The 3,534-nt window shown below is 74.2% G+C and carries 1 protein-coding gene and 1 pseudogene; both read left to right on the top strand.

The features are described from left to right. Window positions 1–3,312: SDR family NAD(P)-dependent oxidoreductase (locus EBH09_RS00475; protein ID WP_121745107.1), on the top strand; the 3,312-nt coding region annotated here is incomplete at its 5' end. A 15-nt stretch (window positions 3,313–3,327) separates the two neighbouring features. Further along, window positions 3,328–3,534: pseudogene (locus tag EBH09_RS38330) on the top strand (TetR/AcrR family transcriptional regulator); the annotation flags it as partial.

Raw genomic sequence — 3,534 nt, 5'->3', positions numbered from 1 at the left:
GCCCTGCTCGGTGACATCGTCGCCCGCTGGCCCGCCGACCGTCCGCTGCGCGTCCTGGAGTTCGGCGCGACCACCACCGCCCTGACGGCCGCGGTCCTGCCCGTACTGCCGGCCGACCGGACCCGCTACACCTGCACCGCGTCCACCGGCAGCACCCTCACCCGCGCCGAACACCGCTCTTCGGCCCACGACTTCGTCGACTACCGGACTGTGAACCCGAACGCCGATCCGGCCGACCAGGACCTGCCCCGAGGCGGATTCGACCTCGTTCTCGCGGGCGACGCCCTGCACACCACCACCGACCTGGCCGCGACCCTGCGCCGGCTGCACGGCGTGCTGGCCCCCGGCGGACACCTGCTGGCGACCGAACCGCACCACGCCCCGCTCCAAGCCCTGCTGTACGGCACGCTGAACGAATTCTGGGAGCGTGGGGACCACACCCTGCGTCCCGTGTCCCGCATCCTCGCCCGGGACCGGTGGGCACCGCTGCTGCACCGGTGCGGCTTCTCCGGCGTGGTGCAGACCGGGCCCGAGGACCGCTCCGTCCTCCTCGCCGCGGCGGACCCCGGCCAGGCGGTGGCCGCCACCGAGACGGCGCGGCCGGTTCCGGGCACCACCTGGGTGATCGCCGTCGAGGACGGCACCGAGACGGCGACCGGGCGAGCTCTGGCCGCCCGCCTCGGGAAGGCCACCGTGATCACCGCGCCCGACGAGGCCGCCGCCTGGGAGGCGGCCCTGCCCACGGACCCCGATCCGCGCGTCGTCCTGCTGCTCGCCGCACCCGGCCCGCACGAGACCGTCACCCGGACCACCCGCCGCGCGGCCCTTCTGCGCTCCCTGGCCACCGCCTGCGACGGCCTGAAGGGCGGAACCAGCCCTCAGGTATGGCTCGTCACCCGCCCGACCGGCCTCTTCCCGGCCCCGGAGCAGCCGACACACCCGGTGGACGCGGCCGTCTGGGCGGCCTGCCGCACCTTCGCCAACGAACGCCCGGACCTGAGCCTGCGCCGCCTGTCCCTCCACCGCACCGGTGACGCCGACGCCGACGCCCGCCGCCTGGCCGGCGAACTCCTCGCACCCGGCGAAGACGACCGGAGCGCTCTGGAGGACGAGATCATCCTGACCGCACGGGGCCGGTTCGTGCCCCGGCAGGTACAGCACCCGGTGGACGAGCCCCAGGGCGTCCCCGCCGGTACGCCGTTCATCCTGGAAGCCCGCGACCCGGGCCTGCACCGGCGGCTCGTCTGGCGGCAGACGGACGCCCCCGAGCCGGGACCCGGCGAGGTGGCACTGGAGATGCGGGCCGTGGCCCTGAACTACCGCGACCCCATGCGGGCCAACGGCCTGCTGCCGCCCGAGGCGGTGGAGAACAGTCCGCTCGGCCGCGGACTGGGCACCGACGGTGCCGGCGTCGTGCGCGCCGTGGGAGCGGGGGTGGAGGACCTGAAGCCCGGCGACCGGGTCTGCGGCCTCGTGCCCGCCGCACTCGCCTCGCACGCCACGACCCCCGCCTTCGCCATCGTCCGAATTCCCGACGAGATGAGCTTCACGGAGGCGGCGACCTTCCCCGTCGCCTTCCTGACCGTCCACCAGACCCTGGTCCACCAGGCCCGTCTCGGTGCCGGGGAGACCGTGCTCGTCCACGGCGGAGCCGGGGCGGTGGGCCTGGCCGTCCTGCAGTGCGCCCACCGGCAGGGCGCCCGCGTCATCGCCACCGCCGGCACGGAGACCAAACGCGACCTGCTGCGCACGCTCGGCGTCGAGCACGTACTCGACTCCCGCAGCCTGGACTTCGTCCCCCGGGTGCGGGAGCTGACCGGTGGCCAGGGTGTGGACGTCGTGGTGAACTCCCTCAGCGGCGAGGCCATCGCCCAGGGCCTGGACCTCCTGCGCCCCAACGGCCGCTTCATCGAACTCGGCAAGAGGGACATCTTCCTCAACAACCCGATCACGCTGCGCCCCTTCCACCGCAGCCTCACCTTCATCGGCTTCAACCTCGACACCGTCGTGGACGACCCGGCCCTGCGAACCCGGCTCGTCGAGGACTTCGACGCGGCGATCGGCTCCCGCACCTACCGGCCCCTGCCCCACTCGGCCTACCCCGCCGCACGTGTCGACGAGGCATTCCACCTCCTGCAGCACTCCCGGCACACCGGCAAGGTCGTCGTCACCTTCGACCCCCTGGACGAACCCGTCCCCGTCGAACCCGCACTCGGCTCCCTCCGCCTCGATGGCGAGGGCACCTACCTGATCACCGGTGGACTGAGCGGGCTCGGCGCCGCCACCGCCCACCTGCTGGCCGACCGCGGGGCCCGGCACCTGGCCCTGATCTCCCGCAGCGGACCCGACGCCCCCGGTGCGCACACCCTGCTCCGGGAACTCACCGACCGCGGTGTGCGGGCCACCGCACACGCCGCCGACGTCACCGAGGAAGCGGCGCTGCGCCGGGTCCTCGGTGACGTGGACGCCACCGGGCACGCCCTGCGGGGCATCGTGCACGCGGCGATGCACATGGACGACGCGGTGCTGTCCGACCTCACCGACGACCGGTTCGCCGCCGTACTGGCACCCAAGGCGGCGGGCGCGGCCCTGCTGGACCGCCTCACCGCCGACCGCGACCTGGACCTGTTCCTCGTGTACTCGTCCGTCTCCGCCAGTATCGGAAACCCGGGGCAGTCCGCCTACGCGGCGGCCAACGCCTACCTGGAGGCCCTCACCCGGGCCCGGCGCGGCACCGGCCGGACGGGTACGGCACTGGCCTGGGGGCCGATCGGCGAAACCGGCTACGTCGCCCGCAGCGGCATGGAGGCCGCCATGGCCGGACGCGGCCTCGAACTGCTCACCCCCACCGAGGTCCTGACCACCGCCGACCACCTCCTGGCCGCCGGCACCGACGTCGCCGGAGCGGGCCGCTACCGCTGGGGGACCGCGCGTCATCTGCTGCCTGCCCTCGCCACCCCCCGGTTCGCTCCGCTGGCTCCGGCGTCCTCCGCGGCATCCCCGGACGCCCGGAACGAGCTTCTGAACGCGCTGGCGGACCTTCCGGCGGACGAGGCGGTGCGCAAGATCACCGACGTGATCACCCAGCTCCTCGCCGGTGTCCTGCAGACCGACCCGGCCGATCTCGAGCCCACGGTCAACGTCACCGACTTCGGACTTGACTCGCTGCTGGGGATGCAGTTCCTGATGCAGGCCCGGGATTTGTTCGACATCCGCCTCGGACCGGCCGACCTGGCGACCGGACGTACCCTGGCCCACTTCGCCCGCCTGGTCCACCAGCGGCTGGACCTGAGCGCCGACGAGGGGCAATAGAAGCAAGGCGGGCGTGAGGCGACCGCCCACGCCTTCGCCGAGTTCGCCCGGCGCCAGGCGGCCGGGCTCGAGCGGTAGGACGGGCGGCGGCATGCCGCTCAGCGGGCCCTGATCGACGCCCACCTCTCCGTCGAGCACCGCGACGACGCCCCGGCGGACGGCTGCCCGGTCGCGGCTCTCGCCGTAGACGCCGCATGCGGGGGCGGGGGCGAGGGCGGGGGC

The sequence above is a fragment of the Streptomyces sp. E2N166 genome, from assembly GCF_003671715.1.
Taxonomy (GTDB): domain Bacteria; phylum Actinomycetota; class Actinomycetes; order Streptomycetales; family Streptomycetaceae; genus Streptomyces; species Streptomyces thinghirensis.
This window is presented reverse-complemented; position numbering and strand designations above follow the sequence as displayed.